This window comes from Thiohalorhabdus sp. (assembly GCF_036628635.1).
Lineage (GTDB): Bacteria > Pseudomonadota > Gammaproteobacteria > Thiohalorhabdales > Thiohalorhabdaceae > Thiohalorhabdus.
The window spans coordinates 1-3,495 of sequence record NZ_JAZKRM010000105.1 but is presented as its reverse complement, the minus strand read 5'-3'; the positions used below and the strand labels follow the sequence as shown (position 1 = coordinate 3,495).

General features: G+C 71.5%; 1 protein-coding gene, 1 tRNA gene and 1 pseudogene. 1 reads left to right on the top strand and 2 read right to left on the bottom strand.

The features are described from left to right. The first annotated feature begins 46 nt into the window (after nucleotides 1–46). A tRNA-Leu gene (locus tag V5A19_RS14065) sits at nucleotides 47–134 on the top strand. Between the two features lie 69 nt (nucleotides 135–203). Here the strand turns inward: V5A19_RS14065 and V5A19_RS14060 are convergent. Both V5A19_RS14060 and V5A19_RS14055 read right to left on the bottom strand, forming a co-directional pair. Continuing rightward, nucleotides 204–3,317, bottom strand: a complete 3,114-nt coding sequence (locus tag V5A19_RS14060) for an efflux RND transporter permease subunit (RefSeq protein WP_332327972.1) — start codon at nucleotides 3,315–3,317, stop codon at nucleotides 204–206. Continuing rightward, nucleotides 3,314–3,495: pseudogene (locus tag V5A19_RS14055) on the bottom strand (efflux RND transporter periplasmic adaptor subunit); the annotation flags it as partial. The gene V5A19_RS14060 and the pseudogene V5A19_RS14055, both read right to left, overlap by 4 nt.

The following is a 3,495-nucleotide window of genomic DNA, read 5'->3' as shown; positions in this document are numbered from 1 at the left end:
ACCCGCTAAAGCGGTCCCCGCAACCATTTTTGATTGGCGTTACCGAGCGCGGGTGGCGGAATCGGTAGACGCGCTAGCTTGAGGGGCTAGTGGGCTTATTGCCCGTGCCGGTTCGACTCCGGCCCCGCGCACCATACGACGCAAAACGGCCCGAGGCGAGTATCGCCTCGGGCCGTTTTGCGTGCCCACTGCCCGCACCGGGCTCAGTCGCGCCCGGCCAGCTTCCGGACCCGGCCGGCGGCGTCGTCCAACAGGCTGAACAGAACCGGCAGCACCACCAGGGTCAGCAAAGTGGCTAGCAGCAAACCGGTGGCGGCGGCGATACCCAGCGGGCTCATGCGCTCCAGGCCCACGGCCATCTCGAACACCAGCGGGGTCAGGCCCAGCACGGTTGAGACGGTGGTCATGAGCACCGGCCTCAGACGCAGGCGCACCGCTTCCACGATGGCCTCTTCCCGGCCGCTACCCTCGGCCCGTGCCTGGCGCACGAAATCCAAAAGGAGGATCTGCGTGTTCACCACCGTGCCTCCGAGCAGGATCAGGCCCATGATGGCCGGCATGCTCATGGGCTTGCCGAACACCAGCAGGCCCCACAGGGCGCCCGCCACGGCCAGGGGAACGGCGGCGAGGATGGCCACGGGGTGGCGCAGGGTGCCGAACAGGGCAAACAGCAATAGCGCCAACATCCCGAAGCCGGGGATCAGGGCGGCCCGCATGCGGCCCTGATTGGCCTGAAGGTCCGTGACCGTGCCGGCGACCTCGATTTGGTAGCCGGCGGGCACGGCCAGATCCGCCAGGCGCTCCCGCGCCTCCGCCGCCACATCGGCCACGGTATGGGTCCGGTTCACGGCGGTGATGTCCAGGGTCTGCCGCAAGTCCTCGCGGGTGATGGCCGGCCGGGTCCATTCGGTGGTGGTGTCGGCCACGCCGCGCAGGGGCACCGGGCCCTCGGCGGTGGGCAGGTAGACCCCGCCCACACCCTCGGGCCGGTCCACCGCCTCATCGGCGTAGGTCACCCGGACCGGGATGTCCAGGAACCCCTCCAGGCGCAGGTCGCCAGCGGGCAGGCCGTCCACCCCCGCGGCCAGTGCCCGGCCCGTCTCCGCGGTGGACAGCCCCAGGCGCTGGGCCGATTCGCGGTCCACCCTAACGGTGCGCTCCGGCTTGTCGCGCAGCCAGCTCCGGCGCACGTCCAGGACCCCCTCCATGCCTTCCAGCTTCGTCAGGGCCCGCTCGCCCAGGGTGTCCAGCACCGCCGCGTCCGGCCCGCTGAGGATGATGTCCAGCGGCGCCTTGGTAGTTGAGATGGGCGTGGCGCCGAATTCGGAGACGGTGTAGCCCTTGATCCCAGGCATCCTGTCGAGGGCGGCGCGCCAGCGATCCATGACGGTCCAGATAGCCGCCTGGCGCCGGGTTCGGTCCACCAGGTAGACGGTGATGTTGACCGTCTGGGCGGTGGCGCCGCCAGCGCCGAAGCTGATCTTACCCGGCTCCGAGCCCACCACCGACGACACCCGCCGCACCCCCGGGGTGTCCTCGATGACGGCCTCCACCTCGGCCAGCACACCATCGACCCGCTCCAGGCCGTAGTGGGCCGGCGTTTCCAGCTCGATGGTGGCGATGCCGGTGTCCATGGGCGGCATGAGCTCGTTGCCGATGAGCGGCGGTACCAAGCGCATGGTGACCACGAAGAAGGCCCCCGCCGCCAGCAGGGTTAGCCAGCGGTGACGGAGGGCGACGCGCACCGCCCGTCCCGTGGCCTCGGCCAAACGGTCCGTGCCCGTAGTCACCCCGCCCAGCCAACGCTCCACCCGGCTGCGCCGGGAACGGGGCCGGTCGAGCAGCCGCGCCGCCAGGACCGGGATCACTGTCAGCGCCACCAGCAGGGAAGCGACGAGGGTGACCACGATCATGAGGTTCAGCGGCCGCATGATGCGCTGGAGGTACCCTCCGGCGAACATCACCGGCAGCACCACCACCACGGTGGTGAGGATGCCCGCGGTCACCGCCGTGGCCACCTGTCGCGCCCCGGCCCGTGCCGCTGCACGGGCGTCGCTGTCCACGCCTCCCCGGTGCCGGCGGATGATGTTCTCCAGCACCACCACGGCGCTGTCGATCACCAGGCCCACGGCGATGATGAGCCCGGACATGGTCACCATGTTGAGGGAATAGGGCATGAAGCCGAGCACCGCCAGGGCGCCCAGGAAGGCCAGGGGGATGCTCACCGAGGCCACCGCCGCCGCCCGCCAGTCCCCCAGGAACACGAAGATGACGGCCACGGTGAGCACCACCGCCTGGAGGACGCTGGTGCGCAGGCCGCTGGCATTGACCTCGATGAGGTTCTGCTGGCTGCCGGCGATCTCGAACCGGACATCGCGGTAGGCGGCGCGCAGGGCGGGCAGCTCGGCCTTGACCGCCTCGATGGCGGCCATGGTGGCCCCCTCGCGGGGACGCTGGACGGCCAGGGCGATGGCCGGCTCGCCGTTGCCGTGGTAGGCGCTGCGCGCCTCCTGGGTGTCCAGCCGGACCTCGGCGACGTCGCCGAGGCGCACCGTGCCCTCGGGCCCCTGGCGCAGGGGCAGCCCGGCCAGCTCCCGCGGGTTGGCCGCCTCCCCGGCCACGGTGACCAGGTACTCCCCGCCGCCCGGCTCCACCCGGCCGGCGGGGATGGTGACATTGGCGCCTTCCAGGGCGGCCACCACCGCCGACACCCCCAGATCCTGGGCCGCCAGGGCCTCGCGGTTCACGGCCACGCGGACCTCGGGCTGGTGGCCCCCGAACACCTCCACATCGCCCACCTCCGGCAGGGCCAGCAGCCGGTCCTGGATGGGGTTGGCGGCCAGCAGCCGGACATCGGCGAGCCCCTTGGGGCTGTCTGCCGCGGGACGCAGGGCGAGGGTCATCACCGGGCTGGTGGCCTCGCTCACGGGGAAGACCCGTGGCCGGTTCACATCCGCGGGCAGGTCGCCGGTGACGCGGTCCAGGGCATTGCCCACCGTGGTCACCGCCTGGGGCAGGGTCTTGCGGTAGCCGAATTCCACGCGGATGGCGGCCACGCCGTCGCGGCTGGTGCTGGTGATGTTAACCACTCCATCCAGGGTGTTGAGCTCCTTCTCCAGCATCTGGGTAACGTCGGAGGCCATGTCGCGGGCGCTGGCCCCGGGCTGGGTGGCCACCACCACCGCCTGGGGCGGCTCCGTGTCCGGGAAAAGGTCCACCGGCGTGCGGACATAGGCCAGCAGGCCCCAGATGGTCACCAGCAGGACCACCGCGGCCAGGGCATGCGGCCGGTTCAGGGCCCAGTCGATAAGCCTCAAGGCGTTATCACCGTCACCGGCATGCCGTCGGCCAGGCGGGTCCAGCCCAGATAGGGGCTGGTGACCACCCGCGCCCCGGGCTCGATGCCGGAAACGGCGACCCGGTCGCCCTCGCGGCCGCGCACGGTCACCGGCCGCGCTCGGGCCTTGCCGTCGGCCACCACGTACACCATCGGCC